The sequence below is a fragment of the Saccharothrix texasensis genome (assembly GCF_003752005.1).
Lineage (GTDB): Bacteria > Actinomycetota > Actinomycetes > Mycobacteriales > Pseudonocardiaceae > Actinosynnema > Actinosynnema texasense.
Genome location: NZ_RJKM01000001.1, coordinates 8,036,700 through 8,059,426, shown reverse-complemented (window position 1 = coordinate 8,059,426; position 22,727 = coordinate 8,036,700). Strand labels below are relative to the sequence as shown.

The window sequence follows — 22,727 nt, the reverse complement described above, 5'->3', positions numbered from 1 at the left end:
TAGCCACTTGTCGCGGCCGACGGTGCCGGACCACATTTCTGCAGATCTTTGAGACAATGAATCCAATGTTGAAGCTCTTTCCACTACCCCGCTCACCGAACACCACAGTGAGTGGAGTCGCCGACCACCGCATGATCCGCCAATAGCCTCGAGTCGGACGAACAACCCGCGATGAAAGATCAATGCGCACTTGCTCCCGAGTCTCTCTTGCGACATTTCGCAACAGCTTATAACCTACGATAGGTGTTCGTACAGCCGTAATCGCGGCAATTATTCCGACTATAACAGCGCCAGCGGCGTACCAGGATAATCGTTGAGTCAGCCACTGCTGGATTGGAATACCATTCTCCGTTAGCCGCCACACGCACCCCACGACTACTGTCAACGCTAGCGCCGCTATGAACCACCCGGCGGTGCGACGCAGCCTGACTTCACGCTCCCGCGCCGCATTGAGCGCATCTAGACTGACTGATACTACTGCAGCGATGCTAGCTATCGCACCCAGTACACTGACGATAATCGCTACATTCGTCTCTGTAATAAACATGGCATCAACTCACAACTAGTCGACGGCGTCGAGCAGGTCCATATTACAGTACTTCTACTTGAAGTGGAACACCGCAACACTTTATTCCTTGCGGCAATCACATTCATATATTGAAATGAAAGCGATCGGTTGCCTGCAGGCTGGTCGTGTGGTTGAGATTGAGGGTGCGCATCGGTTGTCGCCTGCGGAGCAGGAGTGTTGCGGTTGCGGGTGGTGGCGCTGAAGTCGGGGCGGATGGAGGGCTACAAGCAGGCGGCGGAGGTGTTCGCGGTCTCGGAGCGACTGGTAGTACGCGCTCGGTCTGGAGCTGAGCGATCCGGGGTTCGACCACACCGTGTTGACCGGGTTTCGGCAACGGCTGATCGAGCACGGACTCGAGGAGACGGTGCTGGACCTTGTGCCTGCCGATTACTCCATCCATGCAGGTTGAAGCGGTGCGTAGCTTGAAGGGCCGAGGTGCTCGTGGGTGCGGCCGTAGGTCCACAGCGCCAGCCGCTGACGCGGCATGATGAGCGGCTGTGCCGCTCCGACTGGCCTACCTCGGCGTGACCAACGCGTTCGCCCTCCTGCGCCTGCTGCCCCTGAGCGACCGGGACAAGGACACGGAAATCCTGGCGCTACGGCACCAGATCACCCTCCTGGAACGCCAGCTCGGTGACGCCCGTCCACGGTTCTCCCCCAGCGACCGGGCGTTCCTCGCGGCACTGCTGCACCGACTCCCGGCCGATGCGCTTCGTCGGCTCCGACTACTGGTCCGTCCGGAGACAGTGCTTCGATGGCACCGCGACCTCCTCGCACGCAGCCACGCAGCCAGATCCCGTCCCAGGCGGCCCGGCCGTCCACGGACCGTCCGCTCGATCCGCCTCCTGGTGCTGCGCCTGACACGGGAGAACCCCACCTGGGGCTACCGCCGCATCCACGGCGAACTCCTCGTACTCGGCATCAAGGTCGCAGCCTCCACCGTCTGGCAAATCCTCAAGGACACCGGGATCGACCCGGCGCCCCAGCGCACCGCGACGACCTGGTCGGCCTTCCTCCGCTCACAGGCCGAGGCACTACTGGCCTGCGATTTCTTCGAGACCTCCACGTTGAGCGGCACCCGCCAGTACGTGCTCGCGGTCATCGAGCACACCAGCCGCCGAATCAGAGTCCTGGGCACCACCGCGCGCCCCGCCGCATCCTGGGTCACCCAAGCCGCCAGGAACCTCGTCATGGATCTCGAAGACTCGGGCGAACACGCGCGGTTCATGATCCGCGACCGGGACGGGAAGTACCCGGCACTGTTCGATGCCGTCCTCGCCGACGCCGGCATCCAGGTCGTCCTCAGCGGCGTCCGCATCCCGCGCATGAACGCGATCATGGAACGCTGGATCCACAGCTGCCGCCGTGAACTACTCGACCGAACGCTGATCTGGAACCAACAGCACCTGCTGCACGCCCTGCGCGAGTACGAGCACTTCTATAACAACCTGTGGGGTGTCAGAACTCTGCACTGGGACGCTGAGCTGCGGCGATTCTGCTCTCTGGCCTCCGAGGCAGGATCGTGAGGTGTGGCGTTATGACTGCTGTACCTGATCTTCGTGCCGCTCGGTGGCTGGTTGGTTCTGTTCGGCCGGTCATCAGCGGCTAAGGACGTGGAGTTGCTGGTGCTGCGGCACGAGGTCGCCGTGCTGCGCCGGACCAACCCCCGCCCGCGGTTGGACTGGGTCGATCGCGCTGTGCTCGCCGCATTGACGGGCCAACTGCCACGACTGCTACGTGAGCACCGGTTGGTGACACGGGCACCGTCCTGCGATGGCACCGCCGTCTGATCGCGGGTTGTGCCCGAAACCAGGACGAGTTCGTGGTCGCCTTGACGTACGTCGACGGCGGTGCCGGTGGTGGCGCCCCTGCGGACAGCAGGGGTTGCAGGAGTGCGGTGAGTGTGGTGCCGCAGCGCGGGTTCGGTCATAGGCGGGGTGTCAGCCGGGCCAGGGCGAGGGTGCCCGCGAACGCGGCAACGGTGGCGGGGTGGTGATGGGCTGCGAAGCGTTCGGCGCGGTCGCCGGTGACGGTGTCGCCGTCGCGCGGCAGCAGCCCGTCGGGATGCTGCACCCAGTCGCAGGGAATCGACCGAGGCACGAGCGCATCAGACGCTGCGCACACGACACTCGACCGCAGAGTAGGCACCCGTTCATCCGCTCAACCACGACGCTGGCCGAGTGCGGAAACGATGGACGTCCGGCCAGGGACGACCACACGGGTTGCTCATGCAATCGACGCCGGAGCCGATCGTTGAAAGACCATCACAGAATGTAAGCAGCTTCGGTGCGGACAGGCTGGCCGTCCGCATCTCGAAACGGCAGGCCAGTCAGGGTGAGGCATGGGAAGCTGAGGGAGCGGTACCGCTATCGTTCGGCGTCGATCGAGCGCGACCGCGGCAGGCGTGCAGGGGAGGTGAGGTCGGGTGGCTACGGCAGATCAGGTCAAAGCACTGGTCAAGAGCCATGCGGAGGGCGACGACACCCGCTTCTACTCCGTTGCCCTCCAGGTCGCCGCCGGGGCGGCCCGTAACGGGCACGGACGCTTCGCCCAGGAACTCAAGGCTCTGGTCGACTCGCTACGCCAGCAGTCGACCTCCCCGGTCACGCAGGGCAGGCTCGTCGCAGTCGCCCAGCCGCGTGGCGAACTCGCCCAGTTGCTCAATGTGAGCTATCCGCAGCTCGCACTGGCGGACATGTCACTCAATCCGGACCTGCTGCACAGGCTTGAACGCGTGATCTTGGAGCAGCGCCAGGCCGACCGGCTGCGTTCTCACGGGTTCCGTCCCGTACGGCGTCTGCTGCTGACCGGGGCGCCGGGGACAGGTAAGACCATGTCGGCACAGGTCCTGGCCGGTGAGCTGAGGCTGCCATTGTTCGTGATTCGCCTGGACGGTTTGATCACGAAGTTCATGGGCGAGACCGCCGCGAAGTTGCGTTTGATCTTCGACGCGCTCGTCGAGACGCGTGGCGTGTATCTGTTCGACGAGGTCGACGCTCTGGCAGGGGAGCGGACCCATGGCAACGACGTCGGCGAAATACGAAGAGTGCTCAACTCTTTCCTTCAGTTCCTCGAGACGCACTCCTCGGACAGCCTGCTGGTCGCGGCGACCAACCATCCGCAACTACTCGATCGGGCGATTTTCCGCCGATTCGACACGGTGATCGAGTACCCTCTTCCAGACTCTGCGGTGGCACGCCAGGTGATCAGGAATCGGTTGGCCACCGTGGAGGTGGCACGGTTGAACTGGGCGAAGATCGACCAAGCCGCCGAAGGGTTGAGTCAGGGTGAGATCACCGTGGCCGCCGAACTCGCCGCGAAGGACGCGATCCTGACTGACGGTGGGCCGGTGACCACGGCCGCTCTCTGTCAGGCCCTCCAGGCGCGTAAGGCGGACCACATCGGCTGAGCGATGGTTGAGGGTGTATGGCACAGCGGGACAAGACCCACTTGATCGTCTCCGACCGCTGCTCCACCTTCGACTACGCCCCCGTACCAGGTCGCGGCGATGCGAAGGTCATTCCGAACCCTGCGGACCGGCGTGCCCACGGTGGTTCGATCCGCAGCGGACTCGAAACGGCCGAACACGACGCCCGCGCTCGACGCGAGCGCAACCCGGTGATCGTTCCGGACGCCGTTCCGGGCACCTACGTCGCTTTCGAGAGCTTCCCCGGCATCGAACTGGCGTTGAACAGCCTCGATCCGCGCACCGGCAGTACACATCCCGAGCTGCGTTCGGTGCGCGTCGACGTGGTCAACGGGCAACGCGTGGAGACCGCCACGGTCTTCGTGCCCGAGGGCACCATGGGCTACTTCTTCGGGCGCCTGGACGAGTACCTGGCCTCGGTCGACAAGAGCGCGCCGAACCACCGCAACCTCGTCGACCGCATCCACGCCGTCCGCTTGGCCTCCGTCGAGGCCCTGTGGACCGATCCGATCACGCGGTTTCCCGACTCGGACGGGTCCGTGTGGTGGGAGGTGTGGCTGCGCCCGCGAGATGGCAAGGAACTGGCAAGGCTGCGCGCCTACGCCGACGCCGGGGACGCCGGCATGCGGGTCGGACGCCGGGCGCTGGGATTCAACACCCGGACGGTGGTGATGGTCCTGGCGACCGTGCAGCAGTTGGCATCGGCCATCGAGATCCTCGATGACATCGCGGAACTGCGCAGCCCGATCCATCGCGCCGAATTCCTGGCCGAGGAGGACGCCACCACGCAAAGCGGGTTCGTGCGGGACTTGGCACGGCTCGTGGTCGCCGCCGGGCCGGGTGCTCCCGCGGTGTGCGTGATGGACACCGGCGTGCACCGAATGCACCCCCTGCTGGACGCCTCGCTGCCACCGCAGGACTGTCACGCCGCAGACCCCCGTTGGTCCACCGAATACGACCACGACGGCCACGGCACGGCCATGGCCGGTCTCGCCCTGTACGGCGATCTCGCCGAGGCGATGACCACGACCGGCCCGATCACCCTGCGGCACGGCCTGGAATCACTGACACTGCTTCCACCGCCCGGCTTCCCCGACAACGAACCCGACCTCTACGGCGCGATCACCGCCTCGGGCGTCGCAGCAGTGGAAACCGTCGCGACCCGCCGACGCCGCGCCTACTCGATGGCCGTCACCGCCCTCACCTCCGAACCTCCATCCGCCGACGGCGTGACAGAGTCGGTGCTGGGCAAACCGACGTCGTGGTCGGCCTCTCTCGACGCGCTGGCCGCTGGACGCGGCGTGATCGAGTCGGAGACGGGTCTGTCCCTGCTCGGCGCGGCCCACCCCGGCGCGCATCGACTGTTCATCGTCTCGGCCGGCAACGTGGAGACCTTCGACCACGATCACCTGTCCCGCAGCGACATCGAACCCGTGCAGGACCCCGCCCAAGCGTGGAACGTGCTTACCGTCGGTGCCTACACCGACCTCGACACCTTCCTGTACCCGCCAGGCGTCTACGAAGGATGGAGCCCTCTCGCACAGCGTGGGGAACTCTCACCGTTCAGCCGCACCTCCGTGGCGTTCAACACCAAGTGGCCCGTCAAACCCGAGATCGTCATGGAAGGCGGCAACGTTGCGGAATCCCCCGACGGCACCGAACGCCACCCCGTCGGCGCACTGGAACTGCTCACCACCCGCGCGCCGGACAACCGGTCAACGGCGAGCAGCAGCCGCCAGCTGACCACCATCGGCGCCACCAGCGCCGCCACCGCCCAAGCGGCACACCTCGCCGCTCGGATCATGGCCGACTACCCCTCGCTGTGGCCGGAGGCAGTACGCGGACTGATCGTCCACTCCGCCGAGTGGACCCCCGCCATGCGCGCCCACGTGGACAGGACATCGAAGAAGCGGGACAAACGCACCGTACTGCGCCGCTACGGCATGGGAGTCCCCGACCTGACACGAGCAACCCGCAGCGCCGGAGACTCCCTCACCCTCATCGCCCAAGAAACCATCACCCCCTTCCAGGGCGACAAACTGCGCGAGATCCACTTCCACGACCTGCCCTGGCCCACCGACGTGCTCGCCGACCTCGGCGCGACCCCTGTCCAGCTGCGGGTGACCCTGTCCTACTTCATCGAGCCCAACCCCGCCCGCCGCGGATGGAACGGCCGCTACAACTACGCCTCCCACGGCCTGCGGTTCGACGTACGCCGCCCCACCGAGTCCAACGACGACTTCCACAAACGCCTCAACCTCAGAGCCCTGCAGGAAGAAGAAAAACGCCCCACATCAGCCGGAGACACCGGCGAATGGCTCTTCGGCCCCGAAGCACAAAGAGCCCCCGGCTCCCTCCACACCGACATCTGGACCGGAACCGCCTCCGACCTCGCCCAACGTGGAGCCCTCGCCGTCTACCCCGTCGGAGGCTGGTGGAAAGAACAAGCTGCACGCGACCGCGTCGACCACGACGCCCGCTATGCACTCATCGTCGCCATCAACACACCAGGCGTCGACACCGACATCTGGACCCCTGTGGCCCAACAAGTCCAGGTCCCAACCACCATCACCACCTGACCCGATTTCGATTGCCGCCGAGAACTCCTCGACCGCACCCTCATCTGGAACCAACCGCACCTACTCCGCCCGCTACCTTTCGTAGCTCCTGATCAAGGAGTCGTGGTCGCCAGGTCCGGTATGACGCCCTGCTGTCCTCCCGCACTCCCCAGCCCTGTGCCTGCCGATAACTCCATCCATGCAGGTCAGAAGCGCACTCAGGACACGGGCTCGGGAAGGCCCGCAAGGATGCTGGTGTTCCACGGGCTCGTCGGGCGACGCGGCATGATGACCGGCTGTGCTGCTCCGACTGGCCTACCTCGGCGTGACCAACGCGTTCGCCTTGCTGCGCCTGCTGCCTATGAGCGATCGGGACAAGGACGTGAAGATCCTGGCGCTGCGGCACCAAATCGCGATCCTGGAACGTCAACTGGGTGACGCCCGTCCGCGGTTCTCTCCCGGCGATCGAGCGTTCCTCGCGGCACTGCTGCACCGACTTCCCGTCGCCACCCTTCGTCGGCTCCGCCTGCTGGTCCGTCCGGAGACAGTGCTGCGATGGCACCGCGACCTCCTCGCACGCCGCCACGCGGTCAGATCCCGTCCCAAGCGGCCCGGCCGACCACGAACCATCCGCTCGATCCGGCTACTGGTGCTGCGCCTGGCACGCGAGAACTCCGCCTGGGGGTACCGCCGCATCCACGGCGAACTCCTCGTGCTCGGCATCAAGATCGCAGCCTCCACCGTCTGGCAGATCCTCGAGGACGCCGGCATCGATCCGGCACCTGAACGCACCTCGACGACCTGGTCGACCTTCCTCCGCTCACAGGCCGACGCCCTGATGGCCTGCGACTTCTTCGAGACCTCCACGTTGAGCGGCACCCGTCTGTACGTGCTCGCGGTGATCGAGCACGCCAGCCGCAGGATCCGGATCCTCGGCGCCACCGCGCACCCGACCGCGGCCTGGGTCACCCAGGCCGCCAGAAACCTCGCCATGGACCTCGACGACGCGGGCAGCACCGCACGGTTCCTGATCCGAGACCGCGACGGCAAGTTCCCCGCCCTGTTCGACACCGTCCTCGCCGACGCCGGCATCCAGGTCGTCCTCAGCGGAGTCCGCATCCCGCGCATGAACGCGATCATGGAACGCTGGATCCGGATCTTGTGCCGCTCGAAAAGTCATCGCCGCTGGTAGAGAAGGCTGCCACGGTGTTGGGACCATGTCCGGGTGATCGTGTCCCTGCTGTACAAGGTGACCCGGAAGTTGCTGTCCGTCCCGTCGGTGCTGCTGCGCGGCGAGGCGGCGAAGGACGCCGAACTGCGGTCCGGGGAACCCGGCTCCGCCCTCGGACGGCAAACAAGAACTCGGTGACCACTCGAGGACGTACCGCCAGCAAGCCGTCCACAAGCGGAACTGGGCGTGACATGCCGACGATCGCGCAAACCGTCACCGCCTTGATCACTGCGGCAACTGCCATCGGTGCCTTGATCTTCACGGGGCTGTCACTCAACGCCACCCGAGATCAGGTGGCTGCCGCCCAGGCTCAGAACAGGGTGGCTGAACAGGGACAGTTCACCGACCGCTACACGAAGGCGATTGAACAGATTGGTCAGCAAGGGGCTGATCGCCTACAGGTTCGTCTAGGTGGAATTTATGCTTTAGAGCGACTAGCCCATGATTCCCCTCGTGACCAGTCGACCATCATTGAGGTTCTGTCCGCCTTCGTGCGCACCAACGCTCCACGCCCCCCACTTCGCCCGTTTGAAGACACGTCGTGTCCAGATCAGACTGTCAGTCCCGATGTGCAAGCAGCTCTTACGGTCATGGGTCGCCGAAACGGAAGTAAGGACGAAGTGCGAGTCAACCTTACTTCCGTGTGTCTGATTCGGGCGAATCTGGACGGCGCTAACTTTTCTGGTGCCGATTTTTCCGGTTCATACCTTTCTGAAGCAAGCCTCGTCGAAGCAAATCTTGTCGGTGCTGACATGCGCGCTAACCTTAGTCGTACAGATATGACTCGTGCATCGCTCGTCGGCGCGAAGATGTCGATTGCATGGATGCAGAACGCAGTCCTATACGAGGCGGACCTGACTGGCGCCAAAATGAACGACGCAAACCTTTCGGGTGCAAATTTGTATCATGCCGATCTTACAGGCGCGGACCTCACTAACGCAAACCTCGTTATTACGACCGCAACAGGTGCTACGCTGATACGCACCGACCTGACGAGTGCCGACTTCTCACACTCAAGCCTGAAAGACGCGCGCCTGCTGGGCACGCGCCTAATTGATACCAATCTAACAAGTTCGGATTTATCCGGCGCCTTCTTGGCTGCAGTTGACCACAGTGGCACAATTGTCCAGGACGTAGTGGTCGATTCTCACACAACAGGAATATGGTGGTAACTGTTAGCTATAGCTGCAGCAGGCCATAGCGCTTAACCCTACTTGAGATCAGTCAATTGCAGACAAAAGTCGGCCGACAGTTCGTCGCTAGCGATCTTGACAGACCGCTCGATTCCGCCCGAAAGTCATCGTCGCAGGTTACGCAACACGGATAGAACTATGGCCAATACGACCTGTGGGGTGCCAGAGCCCTGCATTGAGGCGCTGAGCCTGTGGGGTGCCAGAACTCTGCACTGGCATGCTGAGCTGCAGCGATCGCGCACACTGGACCTTCAGGGCATGATCGCGGGGTGTGGCGTTACGACTGCTGTACCTGATCTTCGTCCGGCTCGGTGACTGGCTGATTCTGCTCAGCCGGTCCTCCGCGGCCAAGGACGTGGAGCTGCTGGTACTGCGGCATGAGGTCGCCGTGCTGCGACGAACCAACCCCCGCCCGCGGCTGGAGTGGGCCGATCGTGCGGTGCTCGCCGCGCTGGTTCGCCGACTCCCCCGACTGCTGCGCGAGCACCGGTTGGTGACACCAGGCACCATCCTGCGATGGCATCGACGCCTGGTCGCGAGGAAGTGGACCCACCCGCACCGCACCGGCAGACCACCGGTCGACGACACCGTCGTGGCGTTGATCCAGCGGATGGCGCGGGAGAACACAGGCTGGGGTTACCGCCGGATCCAGGGTGAACTGCTCAAGCTCGGCCACCGGGTAGCCGCCTCAACCGTGCGCCGCGTGCTCAAGCGCCTGCGCATACCGCCCTCACCCCAGCGTGACACCGACACCTCCTGGCGGCGGTTCCTCCGCGCCCAGGTCACGAGCATGTTGGCCTGCGATTTCTTCCACGTCGACTGCGCCGTCACCCTCAAACGCGTGTACGTCTTCTTCGTGATGGAAGTCGCCACCCGCTACGTCCACATCCTCGGCACCACCACCAACCCAGACGGACCCTGGACCACGCAACAAGCCCGCAACCTGCTGATGGACCTCGGCGACCGGGCAGACGACTTCCGGTTCCTCATACGCGACCGGGCCGGTCAGTTCACCGTCTCGTTCGACGCGGTCTTCTCCGGCGCAGGCATCCAGGCCGTGAAGATCCCACCACGGTGTCCGCGAGCCAACGCCCACGCCGAACGATTCGTCGCACCGTAAGACGCGAAGCCACCGACCGACTGCTCATCCTCAACCAACACCACCTGCGGACGGTGCTGCAGCGCTACGCGAACCACTACAACCACCGCAGACCACACCAAGCCCTGCGACTCGCCCCACCACAACCAGACCACCCGATCGCAGAGCCAGGCTTCACCTCGATACGCCGCCGACCAGTCCTCGGCGGCCTGATCAACGAGTACGAACACGCAGCCGCCTAACCACAGGTCAGACCGTGTGGCCGACTATTGGCACCCCACAAGGTCACCAGCAGCACGTCCACCCGGTCCTGGGAGGTCAGGAGCAGATAGGTGATCAAACCGAGTCCTTGGCCGAACGTGAGGTGGAACAGCCCGCCATCCGGATTGTCCGGGTTGAGCGGGCTGCCCCGCTCGGGCACCAGGGTCAGGACCTCGAACGCCTCACCGAGCGCGACGAGCGCCTCGGGTGGAAGCGCGGATCTGCTCCTGCGCGTCAGGATCGATGTCGAGGGTGTACGCCATGACCGTCGTCGACCGCCGCCTGGACCACTGGCGACTACAGACCCAACTCCGCCCGCAGTTCGTCCCACGACACACTGCCCGTCCGGGAGGCACCCGCACGACGGACCTCGACGGTGGCGTCCACCAGCCGACGGGCCGCCTCCAGATCCTCGCGGGTCAGCAGCGCGACCCGCCGCCACACCTGCAACGTCGACCGCAACTGGTCCAGACGAAGAGTCCGCCGCGCCGCCGTCAACGCGGCATCGAAAGCCGCATCGAACTCGCTGGCATGCTCAGGCAGCAACGCTGCACGGATCAACTCCGGCGAGCCGAACAGTGCGGCCGCCCTACCATCGCCCACCCACTCGGGCGCCGACTCCAGACCGTCCACGTCCGCCGTCCGACCAGCAGGCCGGTCAGGCTCGGACGAACGGGCAGCCGGAGAACTCACACAACGGATAGAGACCCAACCGCCGCCACCGAACGGTGGGACACCACCGCAACCCAGGTGCCGTACACCGAAGGTCCTCGCAGGCGAACACACCAGCTGCAGTGCGATGCGCCGGACCGCTGTACACAGCAAGCCATCTTCCAGGCCGCACACTCGACTGAGGCGCGACGTCGAACGCCGCCATGCGCGACTGCGGGATGGCGACTCCACAGGGCGGCCGAACTGCATGACAAGCGCCTGACCTGCATGGATGGAATTTTCGGCAAGCACACCGTCTGGTGCTCTGGCAGCGGACGGTGGCCGAGCAAGAGAAGAAGGGGTACGAGTTCGCCTGGGCGAGTAGAGGCTGAGCGAGAGTACGCCGTTCTCTGGCATCATTGACCCGTGCTCGGCCCACTGCTACGACGGTTGCGGAGAAGAAGCGAACCGACGGTGTCAACGACGAACACCATGTCCGGTGTCGCGAAGAACGTCGTGCAAGCCGGTCATATCGGGAACCTCTCGTTCCACAACAACGATATCGGGTCCCTGGAACTCGATATTCCCGCGTTGGATACCCCTGAGTCGTTGCTGTCGTTCGCGAACACGACCGTCGAGTTCGTGGGGCGAACAGTCGAATTGGAGGAACTGACGGCGTTCCTCGCCGCCGATCGGCCTTTCTTGTGGTGGGCGTGGACCGGGCCTGCCGGGATCGGCAAGAGTAGAATCGCGGTGGAGCTGTGCCGGTTCGCCGCTGACAACGGCTGGCATGCGGGCTTCCTGCGCGAAGCGGATCAATCGTCGCTGGGCAAGGCCGCTGCGGAGCGGCCTTCTCTTGTCGTGGTCGACTACGCGGCACAGCGAAGCCAATGGCTCTCGGACGCGCTTTCCACACTGAGCAGGCGCTCTCACAGCGCTCCGATGCGGTTGCTGATCCTTGAGCGCAACGCCGTCGGCGAATGGTGGTCGGCCGCTACTCGGATGAATCGAATGGAGGAATCGTGCCGCGTGAGCGCGGTGATGCACGCCGAACCCCGCAGAGTGTCCGGGATCGCCCGTGACGAAGCCCGTTCTCTAGCCCGGCGCACGGCTGCGGAATGGGGGGTCGGCGACCTCACCAAAGCCCGCGTCGAGGATATCGTCGACCAAGCCGAGAAAATGGACCCGAGTCTGCGCCCGCTCTTCGTGCAGATCGCGGCGCTCGACCAGTTCAACCCGGACGATTCACATTCCGGGCGGGATACGGCGTTGAGGCGCCTGATCGCCCGGAAAGCCGCCTGGCTGGATGGGCGGGCGGCATCGTCTGAGACGGCGGCGCTCGGCCACAATCTTCGTTTTCTGGCGACCTGTGCGGGTGGGTTCACCATCCATGCTTATGACGCTTTACACCCGTTGCCGGACCGGGTAAAGGATCTCCTCCCTGGGGCCTCCCAGTATCTTGGCCCGTCCACGACCAGCTCCGATTTCGTGGACGGGATTCGTCCCGACATCATGGGCGAGCTGTATGTGCTCGACTACCTCGACCGAGCCGCCACTGGCGTGCTTTCCGTGCCGCGGTTGCTGGCCTACGCGGCTCAGGTGCGCCCGGACGCTTACCGCGGCTTCGTAGAACGGACGGTGACTGACCACCCTTTCCACCCACGACTGCTCAGCCTGCTCGACGCCGTCGAGAACGACGAATCGCCCTTGGCCGGTCTTGAACTCGCGTTAGTGGTCATGCCGCTGCTGGAGCGCAGCGACAACCCGGTAGTCCAGTGGACCTTTGACAAGATGCGTACCGCGATCCAAGAGGGACGCATCGAGCCCACCTGTCGCACGGTCGCGGCCGTGCGGTTCAAATTCGCCAATCTGGTCTGGAAAGAAGGAGACGCGCAGCGGGCCAAAACGCTCTATTCCAATGCGCTCGCCGACTGCGACACAGCGTGGACCGAGTACGCAGCTATCCTGAACAACAGGGGCATCGTCAACCACCACCTCAGTGATCTCGACTCTGCCGCCGCGGACTTCACGTGCGTCATCGACCACGAGACCGTACTCGCCGAAGCGCGAGCTTGTTCGCTCAACAACCGCGCGGACATCTTCGACGAGCGGAACGAGTTCGCATCAGCGATCGCGGACCGGTCGGCCGTGCTGGACCTCGTGGGTACCACCTACAACCGTCGCTTCATAGCGTTGGCCCGTCGGGCACGGGCGTTGCGCAGGCAGGGGCGGCTGGCCCTAGCCTACGCAGACATCGACAGCATCCTCGACACCTCCGACATCACCGTCAAACAGAAGCTGAACGCCCTGCTCCTCCGCGCCGAATGGGCCGGTGAAGACGGTGATCATGAGCGTGCCCAAACCGACCTCGAGACCGTCGAGAAGTCGCACACGAACTTTGAGGAAGTGGAGCGGAGGGTCCGCGAGCTCCGATCCAAAGGACCGTAACTGATCGCCCAGTGCTGACCAGCCCGGCTCCCGTTGATCGGCATTACGCCTGGTCACCCCGCAACCGCACCGACGCCACCGTCTTCCTCGACGCTGGCTGCGAAGGCGACATCTACTACACCCCGAACCCCGGAGCAGGCACAGGCGAGCGCCTCCTTCCGCACTCCGTCGTCTTCTCCTGAACCAAGACAACAGCGCATCCGGCACAGACGCCACCGTGCGCGCCCAGCAGCAGGACCTCGTCAGCCAAGCAGGTCGAACTCGGCCTGTAGGGTTTCAGAACTCTGCACTGAGGCGTTGAGCTGCGGTGATCGCACACTACGAGCCTGTGCCGCTCGAAAAGTCATCGCCGCTGGTAGAGCGGAGGTGCCACCGTTTTTGGGAGCATGTCCGGGTGATCGTGTCCCTGCTGTACAAGGTCACCCGGAAGCTGCTGTCCGTGCCGTCGATGCTGCTGCGCAGCGAGATGGTGAAGGATGCCGAACTGCTCGTGCTGCGGCACGAGAACGCGGTCCTTCGTCGGCAACTCGCGGGTCCGGTCCGCTACGAGCCCGCCGATCGGTTCTGGTTCGCCGCCCTCGCCGGGCTGGTGGATCGTCGGCGGTGGCGGGAGGTCTTCCCGGTCACGCCGGGAACCCTGCTTGCCTGGCACCGCAGACTCATAGCCCGCAAGTGGGACCGCTCCGCGCGTCGACACACCGGACGCCCGCCGACACGAACCGCCACCAAGTCGCTCGTACTGCGCCTCGCCAACGAGAAACCCCGCTGGGGCCACCGCCGGATACAGGGCGAACTGGCCCGACTCGGCCATCGCATCGCCCACTCGACCATCTGGGGGATCACGCACGACGCGGGCATCGACCCGGCACCACGCCGTGATGGCCCGACCTGGCGAGAGTTCCTCACCGCCCAGGCCCAGGGCATCATCGCGGCGGACTTCCTCCACCTCGACACCGTGCTCGGCACACGTCTGTACGCCCTGGCGTTCCTTGAACACGGCACCCGGCACCTGCACATCACCGGCGTCACCACCCACCCAACCCAGGCATGGACCACGCAACAGGCCAGGAACCTCGCCACCGACCTCGGACACCGGACGCAGTCGCTCCGATTCCTGCTACGCGACCGCGACGGCAAGTACAGCCAGGCGTTCGACACCGTCTTCCAGTCCGATGATCTACGCGTCATCACCACCGCGCCACAGGCGCCCCGGATGAACGCCCACTGCGAACGGGTCATCGGCACCATCCGACGCGAACTCCTCGACCACACCCTGATCATGGGAGAGAGCCACGCACGACGAGTCCTCACGACCTACGAAGACCACCACAACCGACACCGACCCCACCAAGCCCGCGACCAACTACCACCCGAGACCCAACAACACCCCGCCGCGGTACACAACCTCGACACCCACAGAGTGCACCGCACCCGCATCCTCGGCGGCCCCATCAACGAGTACAGACACACAGCTTGACCAGCAGCGATGACTTTTCGAGCGGTACACCCTGAGCGACCGGGACAAGGACACGGAAATCCTGGCGCTACGGCACCAGATCACCCTCCTGGAACGCCGACTCGGTGACGCCCGTCTACGTTCTACCCCAGCGACCGGGCGTTCCTCGCGGCACTGCTTCACCGACTCCCGGCCGATGCGCTTCGTCGGCTCCGACTACCGGTCCGCCCGGAGACAGTGCTGCGGTGGCACCGCGACCTCCTCGCACGCCGCCATGCAGCCAGATCCCGTCCCAGGCGGCTCGGCCGTCCACGGACCGTCCGCTCGATCCGACTACTGGTGCTACGCCTGGCACGAGAGAATCCCACCTGGGGCTACCGCCGCATCCGCGGCGAACTCCTCGTCCTCGGCATCAAGGTCGCGGCCTCCACCGTCTGGCAAATCCTCAAGGACACAGGGATCGACCCCGCTCCCGAGCGCACCTCGACGACCTGGTCGGCCTTCCTCCGCTCCCAAGCCGATGCACTACTGGCCTGCGACTTCTTCGAGATCTCCACGTTGAACGGCACCCGACCGCACGTACTCGCGGTCATCAAACACGCCAACCGCCGAATCCACGTCCTCGGCGCCACCGCACACCCCACCGCGGCCTGTGGGGTGTCAGAACTCTGTACTGGGATGCTGAGCTGCGACGATCGCGCACGCTGGACCTTCAGGTCCTGCGGCACGAGGTCGCCATGCCGCGCCGGACCAACCCCGCCCGCGGTGGACTGGGCCGATCGCGCTGTGCTCGCCGCGCTGGTCAGCCGAATCCCCTGACGGCTGCGCGAGCACCGGCTGGTGACACCGGGAACCGTCCTGCGGTGGCATCGAGGCTTGGTCGCGCGGAAGTGGACCTATCCGAGCCGCACCGGCCGACCGCCGGTCGACGACACCGTCGCGGCGTTGATCGAGCGTATGGCCCACGAGAACACCGGTTGGGGCTACCGCCGGATCCAAGGCGAGCTGCTCGTGTTCGGCCATCGAGTATCCGCCTCGGCGGTACGACGCGTGCTCGAGCGCCTGCGGATCCCACTCACACCCCGGCGCGACACCGACACCTCCTGGCGGAATTTCCTCCGCGCGCAGGCCGCGAGCCTGCTGGCCTGCGACTTTCTTTCACGTTGGCTGCGCCGTCACCTCAAGCGCGTGTACGTGTTCTTCGTGATCGAGATCGCCACCCGCCACGTCCACATCCTCGGCACCACCGCGAACCCCGGCGGGGCATGGACCACCCCCGTATGAGCCTTTGGCCTTGCGGTGGAGTGCCTGGGGACCCGGTGTCGTAACGCCAGGATCCACCTCCGTGTCCCGATCGCTCCTGTCGACATCGGCCTCGAATTCATCCGACTGGCCTACGCACTCATCTGATACCGAACTTGCGCAACTCGTTGTGAATTCAGGTGTTGTTGGCGATCGTTTCCGCAGGAGCAGATCAGAGTCGACTCGCGGTGGTGCGTGTCGGGTGAGGTGCGAACCGGCCGCGGCGATTCGCGGATGACGTCGACCCTCAAGCGGGATTGGAGACTTCGATGCCCGTAGTGCGCAACCTCGGTGTCGTGCTGGCAGCCGCGTCGATGTTGGCAGCGGGTGCCCCTGCTGCGGTTGCCGCGCCACCGGACGCGGTGCCGTGCCTCGAAACGGCGGCCTGCACGTCCGGGCAGCTTCCCGACGGCACCCCGTACCAGTTCGCCAAACCGAACCGGTGGAACGGCATGGTGCTGGTCGACATGGACTTCGCCGACGGCGGTCTGACCGCGCCGCTGACCATGAGCCTCGTCAAGCGCGGCTACGCCGTGGGCGGCACGACCAGGGCCGTCACCGGGTGGCGCATCGCCCAGGCGATCGACAACCAGGCCGCCGCGCTCGGTCGCTTCGAGACGGTGTTCGGGTCCGCGCGGTGGGCGGTCGCCGAAGGCCGCTCGATGGGTGGGTTCGTGGCCGCGGGCGCCGCACAGGTCCACCCCGGTCTGTTCGATGCCGCCGTCCCGTTCTGCGGTGGGCTCGGAGGTTCGGTCGGGCAGTGGAACCAGAAGCTCGACACCATGTTCGCGCTGAAGACGTTGCTGTTCGGCGACAGCACTCTGCCTGTGATCGGGGTTCCCGCTGATGTCGCCGGTGTGCGGCAACAGTGGATCTCGGCCCTCGCCGGAGCGCAGTCCACGGCGGAGGGGCGGGCACGCATCGCGCTCGCGTCCGCCATCGGCCAACTCCCGGGCTGGGGGCTCGCGGCGGACGGCACCACGCCGCCGGTGCCGGCGTGGTGGGACGCGGCGGGCATCGAGAACGGCATGTACCAGGCGTTGGCGGGCGGCCCGCTGCCCTACGTCGGACAGGCGATGAGCAGCAGGCGTGCCATCGAACAGCTGGTGGGCGGGAACCCGTCCTGGAACACGGGGATCGACTACGGTCGGCAACTCGCGTCGGCCGAACCCGGTCAGCAGCTGACCGTCGCACGGCTTTACGCCCGAGCCGGGTTGGACCTGCGCGCCGACCTCGGTCGGTTGGCTGCGGCTCCCCGCATCGCCGCTGACCCTGCCGCTGTGTCGCACCTGTCCAGGGGAATCGTGTTCACCGGTGACGTGCGCGTGCCCGTCCTCACGGTCAGCGGGTTGGGTGACCAGATCTCCACCGTGGCGCAGCAGCAGTCCTACGAGGCGCTGGCCCGCCGCGAGGGCAACGGGCGGCTCGTGCGCCAGACGTACGTGCGGACAGCCGGACACTGCACGTTCACCGTCGGTGAGCAGGTCGCCGCGATCGACACGATGTGGCAGCGGTTGCGCACGGGCGCCTGGCCAGACCTCTCGCCTAGCACCTTGAACGGGCTTGCGGGCGACGGCCGGTACGTCGACTACGTCCCACCCGTGTTCAACCGGCCGTTCGCGGGCTGACCAGCGCAGACATCAGAGCCCAAACACCTCACTACGGTCATGCCCACCCAACGTCTCGACGAGAGCAGTCGTCAACGCTCATGCCCTGTCCCAGTTGAGGTCTGGGTGGGCAACGACGCGGCAGTTATTATTGAACCGAAAGTGTTCAGTTGCCTACATGATGGCGTAGCGGACGTGCGGCGCCTGGAAGTAGCCGCGGACGATGTGCGGCTGGCGTTGGCGGCGGTGCAGGAAGCGGCGGGTCTTGTGGGCGAGCCGGTCGACGTTGTGCGCGCGCGAGGCGTTGACGTTGCGCTTGAGGTCGGCGTTGAGCAGCTCGTCCGGGTTGAGCTCGGGGCTGTAGCCGGGTATCAGGTGCAGTTCGACCCGGTCGGCGTTGGTTTCCAGCCAGGCACGGACGGCTTTACTGCGGTGGACCGGGTGTCGGTCGGCGATGACGTGCACTTTCCGGCCCGCCTGGCGGGCGACACGGTCGAGAAACGCGGTGAACACGGCGGCGGTGAACCGCTCGGTGAACACGGTGAACCACAACGCGCCGCGCGAGGCGACCGCGGACATGACGTTGACCCTGTACCTGCCGAAAACTCCATCCATGCAGGTAGAGGGCGTGCAAGACCCAAGAGCTCGAGACGCTGACGGGGACGGCTGCCATCCGCAGTGCCGTCGGCTGACGCGGCATGATGACCGGCTGTGCTGCTCCGACTGGCCTACCTCGGCGTGACCAACGCCTTCGCGTTGCTGTGCCTGCTGCCCATGAGCGACCGGGACAAGGACACGGAAATCCTGGCGCTGCGCCACCAAATCATGGTCCTGCAACGCCAACTCGGAGACACCCGCCCACGGTGCTCCCCCGCCGACCGGGCCTTCCTCGCCGCACTGCTGCACCGACTCCCGGCGCAAGCGCTTCGTCGACTCCGACTACTGGTGCGCCCGGAGACAGTCCTGCGCTGGCACCGAGACCTCCTCGACCGTCGCCACACAGCCAAATCCCGCCCCAAACGGCCCGGCCGACCACGAACCATCCACTCCATCCGACTCCTGGTACTGCGCCTGGCATACGAGAACCCCGCCTGGGGCTACCGCCGCATCCACGGAGAACTACTCGTCCTCGGCATCAAGATCGCCGCCTCCACGGTGTGGCAGATCCTCCAGGACGCCGGAATCGACCCGGCACCTGAACGCACCACGACGACCTGGTCGACCTTCCTGCGCTCGCAGGCCGAGGCGCTCCTGGCCTGGGACTTCTTCGAGACCCGCACGGTGAACGGAACCCGCCTGTACGTACTCGCGGTCATCGAACACGCCAGCCGCAGGATCCGCGTCCTCGGCGCCACCGCACACCCCACCGCATCCTGGGTCACCCAAGCCGCCAGAAACCTCGCCATGGACCTCGACGACGCAAGCCGACACGCACGCTTCCTGATCCGCGACCGGGACGGCAAGTTCCCCGCCTTGTTCGACGCCGTCCTCGCCGACGCGGGCATCCAGGTCGTCCGCAGTGGAGTCCGGATCCCGCGGATGAACGCGATCATGGAGCGCTGGATCCAAAGCTGCCGACGGGAACTGCTCGACCGAACGCTGATCTGGAACCACCAGCACCTGCTCCACGCGCTGCGCGAGTACGAGCACTTCTACAACACCCACCGGCCCCACCAAGGCATCGACAACGCCCGACCACTGCGCACGCTGCCACCAGCCGTCCCCGATCAAGCAGCCCTCACCCACCTCGACATCCGCCGACGGCAACGACTGGGCGGCATCCTCAACGAGTACCACCACGCCGCCTGACCAGCACGGACGACATATTCGGCAAGCACACCCTCATGGTGAACCAAGTCCCCGACCACGCGCACGGATCCTCCGACCACCACGACGACAGGCAGGCAACGACCGACCTGGACGGGATCGCTCCGGAGCTTCCGGACCGAGCGGGTGGCGGGCGGCTGTTGCACACCCCGGCGCAGGCGGCGCGGGCGTTGTCGGTGCGCGAGTCCTGGTTGCGCCGCATGGCCGGGCGGCAGGAGATCCCGTGCACCCTGCTGGGCAAGCATCTGCGGTTCTCCGACGCCGACCTGCGCTCCATCGTCCACCGCGGATCCCGCTCCGCCCGTCGCGACGCCAAGTCCCGACCAGAGACACACGGTCCGTATTCGCGGCGGTGACAGGGCTGAACACAGTTCGCTTGCGTCACAACGGGTATAGAGCGTCACTGTCCGTCGGCCGTCGTCCACGACGGACCGATATCCCAACGAAGAGTCAGAGGAGACCGGCATGGCCTGGGCGGAGAAACGCGGCGACGGATACAGGGTGCGCTACCGACTGCCGGACGGATCATTGTTCACCGAAAACGGATTCGACACCCGCGAGGAGGCCGAGAACCGGGCGCAGGACGTGGAGTCCGACCAGCGGCGGGGACGGTTCGTCGACCCCCGGCTGGCACAGACCCGGTTCGGCGACTGGGTGCAGGATTGGGTGCAGGCCCACGACGTCAGCGCAGTGACGTGGGCGACCTACGACTCCCATCTGCGCAACCACATCCTGCCCCGCTTCGCCGACACCGAACTGGGCGACCTGACCAGGATGGTGGTCAAGATCTGGGCCAAGCAACTGCGACGGTCGCTGGGCGAACGCAGCGTCGCCGACGTGGTCAACCTGCTGTCGCGGATCATGGGCGAAGCCGTCGACGAAGGCCTGATCGGCGCCAACCCCTGCCGCAAACTCCGCCTCACCACCGGCGACCAACCCGAACGACCCCACGCCACCACCGCCCAGATCGCCGGCCTGGCCACCCGCGTGTCCCCCGACAACGCCGCCCTGATCGTCACAGCCGCCTACACCGGCCTGCGCTGGGGTGAACTGACCGGACTGCAATGGACACGCGTCGACACCGGCAACGCGGAGATCCGCGTCGACGGCAAGGACGGCGCCCTACACGAGGTCGGCGGCACACTCACCCTCGGACCGCCCAAGACACCCGCCAGCGTCCGCACCGTGCACCTACCGCCGTTCCTGGCCGACCTGCTCGACCAGCACCACGACCACCACCCCGCCGCGAGGTTCGTGTTCACCGGAACCGACGGAGGCTTCCACCGCCGCTCCAACTTCCGCCGCCGCGTCTGGCTACCCGCACTGCGCGGCGACACCGCCACCGGCCGACCGCGCATCAACCCCGACATGCACTTCCACGACCTACGCCACACCCACAAGACCTGGCTCATCGAGGACCGCGTCCCCGAAGTCCTCCAACACAAAAGGATCGGCCACAAGTTCCACGGCGTCATGGGCGTCTACTCCCACGTCACCCAACCCATGATCGACGCCATGCTCGCCGCACTCCAACACCGCTGGGAGCAAACCCGGGAGCAAACGGGGAGCACAAACCCATGACCACCTTCGCAAATACGGAGGTGGTCAAGATCGTTTGCTCCCCAACTGCTCCCCGAAACGATCAATGGCCCACAGACAATGATCGTCTGCAGGCCATTGACCAGGTCAAACACACTGTGGGCGATACTGGGATCGAACCAGTGACCTCTTCGGTGTGAACGAAGCCAATAGAATGACCCTACCAGCGGAAACAGAATTACCGCAGGAAAAACGTGGCTATTGGGTGCCGTTGAATGCGGTTCAACGCTGTTGAACGCGCCCGACGGCTCCCATTTTGCTCCCACCTTCCGCCCCCACATGCTCCTTGAGGTCGCGAACTGTCACCCGATGCACAGGTGGAACCAACTCGGTACGCCAGACATTTCCGACTCTTTGATCAACGACCACGAAATCCGCCGACGACAGCTACTGAACGGCATCCTCAACGAGTACCACCACGCCACCTGATCTGCACGGACGACATTTCGGCAAGCACAACCCCGCAGCCGACAGGATCATCCCAGCCACTGCACCAGCAACAGGTGCACCTCGCGCTGCTCCTCCAGGATCAGGTACACGACCTGACCCGCCCCATCCGGCCCGAAACTCCAGTACCGCACCGCCGCGCTGGGATTGTCCTCATGCTGCGGACGGCCGTTCCACGGCTGCAACTCGAACACCGCCAACACCTCGGCATACGCCGACAGCACCTCCACGGGCAGCGCGGCGACCTGCTCCAGGCTCGCCGCGTCGGGCACGACGCGATACACCGGCTACTCGGCCCGCCCCTGACGCCGGCGCAACAGCGCCTTCATCTCCTCCAACGACACCGCGTCCGGATTGGCACCCAGACGCTGGACCTGCTCGGCCTTGGCCAACATCCGGTAGTACGAACCCGGATCGCGCAACTCGCCGTAGGCGATGTGCCGCCACTTGCCCAACAGATCCCGAATCCCGGCCAAGTCCTTCGACACCTTGGCCCGTTCCAACACCAACTCCCACTCACGATCGAACTCCGCCACCAGCATCGGCGTCAACGCAGCCCGGATCGCCACCGGATCAGCCGCAGGCACCACCGGATCGCCACCGGAGGGCATCGACGCAGCAGGAGAGGCCATGCCCCACCCTAACGCCGAAGCGCCACGAGCGTTCCCCGGCCGTCGATCACCGGCTCGGAAGCCACCACAGTGACGGTGTCTGAAAGATACTCATGACCGACAGGCCGAGCACGAGCCTTCGCAGACCGCCGGTCCACACGTCGACACGCCGCCGAACCATCCTCGGCGGCCTGATCAACGAGCACGAACCCACAGCCACATAAGCCCAGGTCAGGCCATGTGGCCGACTATTGACACTTCACAGGGCGAGCACGAGCAGCGCCCGGCACCCGGAATCGAGTCGCCGCCACCGCGACCGACGCCGCACTCGCTCCGCGCTGATCACGTTGCCCAAGCGGACGAGTGTGTAGTTGGACAGCAGAATCGCGGCAGGGTATGACGGCACGGCAAGGCTCCCGATCGGAGCACCGGATCTTGGTCG

General features: G+C 65.5%; 22 protein-coding genes, 1 tRNA gene and 1 pseudogene. 16 read left to right on the top strand and 8 right to left on the bottom strand.

The window, feature by feature from the left end; all coding sequences use genetic code 11:
* The first annotated feature begins 1,065 nt into the window (after nucleotides 1-1,065).
* Nucleotides 1,066-2,094, top strand: coding sequence for an integrase (locus EDD40_RS44005; RefSeq protein ID WP_246038128.1), 1,029 nt, complete (start codon nucleotides 1,066-1,068; stop codon nucleotides 2,092-2,094).
* Nucleotides 2,095-2,494: 400 nt separating this feature from the next.
* On the opposite strand, the gene EDD40_RS42115 is transcribed toward EDD40_RS44005, so the two are convergent.
* Nucleotides 2,495-2,641 (bottom strand): hypothetical protein, encoded by a 147-nt coding sequence (locus EDD40_RS42115; protein ID WP_170184873.1) that lies wholly within the window; start codon nucleotides 2,639-2,641, stop codon nucleotides 2,495-2,497.
* Nucleotides 2,642-2,993: 352 nt separating this feature from the next.
* Between EDD40_RS42115 and EDD40_RS36255 the strand changes: the two genes are divergently transcribed.
* The 7 genes from EDD40_RS36255 to EDD40_RS43990 all read left to right on the top strand — a co-directional run bounded on the left by EDD40_RS36255 (nucleotide 2,994) and on the right by EDD40_RS43990 (nucleotide 10,318).
* Nucleotides 2,994-3,977 (top strand): AAA family ATPase, encoded by a 984-nt coding sequence (locus EDD40_RS36255; RefSeq protein WP_123746883.1) that lies wholly within the window; start codon nucleotides 2,994-2,996, stop codon nucleotides 3,975-3,977.
* Between the two features lie 17 nt (nucleotides 3,978-3,994).
* Complete coding sequence (locus EDD40_RS36250; protein ID WP_123746882.1) at nucleotides 3,995-6,574, top strand: S8 family peptidase; 2,580 nt, start codon at nucleotides 3,995-3,997, stop codon at nucleotides 6,572-6,574.
* Between the two features lie 277 nt (nucleotides 6,575-6,851).
* On the top strand, nucleotides 6,852-7,745 hold the full coding sequence (locus EDD40_RS44000) for a helix-turn-helix domain-containing protein (protein WP_123746881.1): 894 nt from the start codon (nucleotides 6,852-6,854) through the stop codon (nucleotides 7,743-7,745).
* A 33-nt stretch (nucleotides 7,746-7,778) separates the two neighbouring features.
* Complete coding sequence (locus tag EDD40_RS42850; protein WP_211348313.1) at nucleotides 7,779-7,922, top strand: hypothetical protein; 144 nt, start codon at nucleotides 7,779-7,781, stop codon at nucleotides 7,920-7,922.
* Nucleotides 7,923-7,975: 53 nt separating this feature from the next.
* Nucleotides 7,976-8,956: a pentapeptide repeat-containing protein gene (locus EDD40_RS36235; RefSeq protein ID WP_123746880.1), complete on the top strand. Its 981-nt coding sequence runs from the start codon at nucleotides 7,976-7,978 to the stop codon at nucleotides 8,954-8,956.
* A gap of 460 nt (nucleotides 8,957-9,416) precedes the next feature.
* Nucleotides 9,417-10,097 (top strand): helix-turn-helix domain-containing protein, encoded by a 681-nt coding sequence (locus EDD40_RS43995; protein WP_246038126.1) that lies wholly within the window; start codon nucleotides 9,417-9,419, stop codon nucleotides 10,095-10,097.
* Complete coding sequence (locus EDD40_RS43990; RefSeq protein WP_246038125.1) at nucleotides 10,052-10,318, top strand: integrase core domain-containing protein; 267 nt, start codon at nucleotides 10,052-10,054, stop codon at nucleotides 10,316-10,318. The genes EDD40_RS43995 and EDD40_RS43990 overlap by 46 nt, the downstream gene beginning before the upstream one ends.
* Here EDD40_RS43990 and EDD40_RS36225 read toward each other — a convergent pair.
* Nucleotides 10,315-10,497: a hypothetical protein gene (locus EDD40_RS36225; protein ID WP_246038123.1), complete on the bottom strand. Its 183-nt coding sequence runs from the start codon at nucleotides 10,495-10,497 to the stop codon at nucleotides 10,315-10,317. The genes EDD40_RS43990 and EDD40_RS36225 overlap by 4 nt on opposite strands.
* 137 nt (nucleotides 10,498-10,634) lie before the next feature.
* Entirely contained in the window at nucleotides 10,635-10,970 is a 336-nt protein-coding gene (locus EDD40_RS36220) for a DUF6247 family protein (protein WP_211348312.1), read from the bottom strand.
* A 492-nt stretch (nucleotides 10,971-11,462) separates the two neighbouring features.
* On the opposite strand from EDD40_RS36220, the gene EDD40_RS36215 reads away from it, so the two are divergent.
* The 5 genes from EDD40_RS36215 (at nucleotide 11,463) to EDD40_RS36195 (ending at nucleotide 17,822) form a co-directional block, all read left to right on the top strand.
* Nucleotides 11,463-13,436, top strand: a complete 1,974-nt coding sequence (locus EDD40_RS36215; protein WP_148089013.1) for a tetratricopeptide repeat protein — start codon at nucleotides 11,463-11,465, stop codon at nucleotides 13,434-13,436.
* A gap of 394 nt (nucleotides 13,437-13,830) precedes the next feature.
* Nucleotides 13,831-14,913, top strand: a complete 1,083-nt coding sequence (locus EDD40_RS36210) for an integrase core domain-containing protein (RefSeq protein WP_123746878.1) — start codon at nucleotides 13,831-13,833, stop codon at nucleotides 14,911-14,913.
* 318 nt (nucleotides 14,914-15,231) lie between these two features.
* Nucleotides 15,232-15,711, top strand: coding sequence for a hypothetical protein (locus EDD40_RS43985; protein WP_246038121.1), 480 nt, complete (start codon nucleotides 15,232-15,234; stop codon nucleotides 15,709-15,711).
* 57 nt (nucleotides 15,712-15,768) lie between these two features.
* The gene (locus tag EDD40_RS36200) at nucleotides 15,769-16,176 is read left to right on the top strand and encodes a helix-turn-helix domain-containing protein (protein ID WP_246038119.1); all 408 of its coding nucleotides are present in this window, start codon (nucleotides 15,769-15,771) and stop codon (nucleotides 16,174-16,176) included.
* Nucleotides 16,177-16,463: 287 nt separating this feature from the next.
* The gene (locus EDD40_RS36195) at nucleotides 16,464-17,822 is read left to right on the top strand and encodes an alpha/beta hydrolase family protein (RefSeq protein ID WP_246038118.1); all 1,359 of its coding nucleotides are present in this window, start codon (nucleotides 16,464-16,466) and stop codon (nucleotides 17,820-17,822) included.
* A gap of 153 nt (nucleotides 17,823-17,975) precedes the next feature.
* Here EDD40_RS36195 and EDD40_RS36190 read toward each other — a convergent pair whose 3' ends face one another.
* A complete protein-coding gene (locus EDD40_RS36190) occupies nucleotides 17,976-18,416 on the bottom strand; it encodes a transposase (RefSeq protein WP_123746877.1) in 441 nt (146 codons plus the stop codon).
* A 96-nt stretch (nucleotides 18,417-18,512) separates the two neighbouring features.
* Here EDD40_RS36190 and EDD40_RS43980 point away from each other — a divergent pair, with 96 nt between their 5' ends.
* The 3 genes from EDD40_RS43980 to EDD40_RS36175 all read left to right on the top strand — a co-directional run bounded on the left by EDD40_RS43980 (nucleotide 18,513) and on the right by EDD40_RS36175 (nucleotide 21,209).
* A complete protein-coding gene (locus tag EDD40_RS43980) occupies nucleotides 18,513-19,610 on the top strand; it encodes an integrase core domain-containing protein (protein WP_123746876.1) in 1,098 nt (365 codons plus the stop codon).
* A gap of 35 nt (nucleotides 19,611-19,645) precedes the next feature.
* Nucleotides 19,646-19,984: a helix-turn-helix domain-containing protein gene (locus EDD40_RS42835; protein ID WP_211348311.1), complete on the top strand. Its 339-nt coding sequence runs from the start codon at nucleotides 19,646-19,648 to the stop codon at nucleotides 19,982-19,984.
* A gap of 109 nt (nucleotides 19,985-20,093) precedes the next feature.
* Entirely contained in the window at nucleotides 20,094-21,209 is a 1,116-nt protein-coding gene (locus EDD40_RS36175) for a site-specific integrase (protein WP_123746875.1), read from the top strand.
* A gap of 117 nt (nucleotides 21,210-21,326) precedes the next feature.
* On the opposite strand, the gene EDD40_RS42110 is transcribed toward EDD40_RS36175, so the two are convergent.
* From EDD40_RS42110 to EDD40_RS43975, 4 genes and pseudogenes are all read right to left on the bottom strand, one after another.
* Nucleotides 21,327-21,410: transfer RNA gene (locus EDD40_RS42110), tRNA-Ser, on the bottom strand.
* 293 nt (nucleotides 21,411-21,703) lie between these two features.
* Complete coding sequence (locus EDD40_RS36170) at nucleotides 21,704-21,958, bottom strand: hypothetical protein (RefSeq protein WP_123746874.1); 255 nt, start codon at nucleotides 21,956-21,958, stop codon at nucleotides 21,704-21,706.
* Between the two features lie 3 nt (nucleotides 21,959-21,961).
* Nucleotides 21,962-22,306, bottom strand: a complete 345-nt coding sequence (locus EDD40_RS36165) for a DUF6247 family protein (RefSeq protein ID WP_123746873.1) — start codon at nucleotides 22,304-22,306, stop codon at nucleotides 21,962-21,964.
* Between the two features lie 244 nt (nucleotides 22,307-22,550).
* Nucleotides 22,551-22,691 (bottom strand): annotated as a pseudogene (locus EDD40_RS43975) (IS5/IS1182 family transposase); the annotation flags it as partial.
* Nucleotides 22,692-22,727 lie beyond the last annotated feature (36 nt).

Coding starts and splice junctions, on each gene's coding strand:
- EDD40_RS36250 (WP_123746882.1), top strand. CDS start 3,995: ATGGCACAGCGGGACAAGACCCACTTGATCGTCTCCGACCGCTGCTCC.
- EDD40_RS36235 (WP_123746880.1), top strand. CDS start 7,976: ATGCCGACGATCGCGCAAACCGTCACCGCCTTGATCACTGCGGCAACT.
- EDD40_RS36195 (WP_246038118.1), top strand. CDS start 16,464: ATGCCCGTAGTGCGCAACCTCGGTGTCGTGCTGGCAGCCGCGTCGATG.
- EDD40_RS36190 (WP_123746877.1), bottom strand. CDS start 18,416: ATGGATGGAGTTTTCGGCAGGTACAGGGTCAACGTCATGTCCGCGGTC.
- EDD40_RS42835 (WP_211348311.1), top strand. CDS start 19,646: ATGGTGAACCAAGTCCCCGACCACGCGCACGGATCCTCCGACCACCAC.
- EDD40_RS36175 (WP_123746875.1), top strand. CDS start 20,094: ATGGCCTGGGCGGAGAAACGCGGCGACGGATACAGGGTGCGCTACCGA.
- EDD40_RS36165 (WP_123746873.1), bottom strand. CDS start 22,306: ATGGCCTCTCCTGCTGCGTCGATGCCCTCCGGTGGCGATCCGGTGGTG.